Consider the following 2063-nt stretch of genomic DNA (forward strand, 5'->3'; position numbering starts at 1 on the left):
GGCGGCCGCGCAGTTCGGGCAGACGCCGCGGTACGTCACCTCGACCGCGGACACGACGAAGCCGAAGCGTTCCGTGTCCGGCAGGTCGGCCAGCGGGTTGCCCGACGGGTGCACGTCGCGGATCGCGCCGCACTGGGCGCAGACCAGGTGCTGGTGGGGCCGGTGGGCGTTCGGGTCGTACCGCTTGGCGCGGCGGTCCGTGGAGACCTCCAGCACCTCGCCGAGCGTGACGAGCTCGCCCAGGGTGTTGTAGACGGTGGCACGGGAGATCTCGGGCAGCTTGGCCACCGCGAGCGCGTGCACCTCGTCGGCCGTCAGGTGCACGTGGTCACCGTCGAGCACCTCGGCCACGACGCGCCGCTGGGCCGTCATGCGCCAGCCGCGTCCGCGAAGTCGATCCAGCAGGTCACTCATGGACACCAGCCTAACAGTGAGGGATTCGGTGTAACTCCCGAATCGGTGCGGACTTGGATGCTTACTTGACTTAGACAAAGTCCATCGTAGGATCGGTTACGGCGAACGCCAAGGACAGGACACGCAGGGATGACGCAGGAGGCGCACGTGACGCAGGGACCGCTCACCACGGAGGCCGGAGCGCCGGTCGCCGACAACCAGAACAGCGAGACCGCCGGCATCGGTGGCCCCGTTCTGGTCCAGGACCAGCTGCTCCTCGAAAAGCTCGCGCACTTCAACCGCGAGCGCATCCCGGAGCGCGTGGTGCACGCCCGCGGCGCCGGTGCGTACGGCACCTTCACGCTGACCCGCGACGTCTCGCGGTGGACCCGGGCCGCGTTCCTGTCCGAGGTCGGCAAGGAGACCGAGACCTTCCTGCGCTTCTCCACCGTCGCCGGCAACCTCGGCAGCGCCGACGCGGTCCGCGACCCGCGCGGCTGGGCGCTGAAGTTCTACACCGAGGAGGGCAACTACGACCTCGTCGGCAACAACACCCCGGTGTTCTTCATTAAGGACGCCATCAAGTTCCCCGATTTCATCCACACCCGGAAGCGCGACCCCTACACGGGCTCGCAGGAGGCGGACAACGTCTGGGACTTCTGGGGTCTGTCGCCCGAGTCGACCCACCAGGTGACCTGGCTGTTCGGTGACCGCGGCATCCCGGCGTCCTACCGCCACATGAACGGCTACGGCTCGCACACGTTCCAGTGGAACAACGAGGCCGGAGAGGTCTTCTGGGTCAAGTACCACTTCAAGACCGACCAGGGCATCAAGAATCTCACCCAGGCCGAGGCCAACCAGCTCGCCGGTGAGGACCCCGACTCGCACCAGCGCGACCTGCGCGAGTCCATCGAGCGCGGCGACTTCCCGACCTGGACCGTGCAGGTCCAGATCATGCCCGCGGCCGAGGCGGCGAACTACCGCTTCAACCCGTTCGACCTCACCAAGGTGTGGCCGCACGAGGACTACCCCCCGATCGAGATCGGCAAGCTGGAGCTCAACCGCAACCCGGAGAACGTCTTCGCCGAGGTCGAGCAGAGCATCTTCAGCCCCGCGCACTTCGTCCCCGGCATCGGTCCGTCCCCGGACAAGATGCTCCAGGGCCGCCTCTTCGGCTACGGCGACGCCCACCGCTACCGCGTCGGCATCAACGCCGACCACCTGCCGGTGAACCGCCCGCACGCCACCGAGGCGCGCACCAACTCCCGTGACGGCCACCTGTACGACGGCCGCCACAAGGGCGCGAAGAACTACGAGCCGAACAGCTTCGGCGGCCCGCACCAGACGGACCGCCCGCTGTGGCAGCCCATCGCGCTGACCGGCGGTACGGGCAACCATGCCGCGCCCGTCCACCGCGAGGACAACGACTTCGTCCAGGCGGGCAACCTCTACCGCCTGTACTCGGAGGACGAGAAGTCCCGTCTGATCGAGAACCTGTCCGGCTTCATCGCCAAGGTCTCCCGCGACGACATCGTCGAGCGGGCGATCGACAACTTCCGTCAGGCGGACGGTGACTTCGGCAAGCGGCTCGAAGCCGCGGTCCAGGCCCTCCGCGGCTGACACGGAGCGCTTGCCGTAGCAGGACGCCGGGCCGCAGCCCTCCTCGGAGG

2 protein-coding genes are annotated in these 2063 nt (G+C 68.2%); one reads left to right on the plus strand and one right to left on the minus strand.

The window, feature by feature from the left end:
• Positions 1 to 414 (minus strand): Fur family transcriptional regulator (locus tag ACWGIU_RS36550; RefSeq protein ID WP_453712382.1); only part of this gene is annotated, 414 nt, incomplete at its 3' end.
• A 129-nt stretch (positions 415 to 543) separates the two neighbouring features.
• Here ACWGIU_RS36550 and ACWGIU_RS36555 point away from each other — a divergent pair.
• Complete coding sequence (locus tag ACWGIU_RS36555; protein ID WP_453712383.1) at positions 544 to 2013, plus strand: catalase; 1470 nt, start codon at positions 544 to 546, stop codon at positions 2011 to 2013.
• Positions 2014 to 2063: the final 50 nt, after the last annotated feature.

This window comes from Streptomyces sp. NPDC054840, assembly GCF_053611065.1.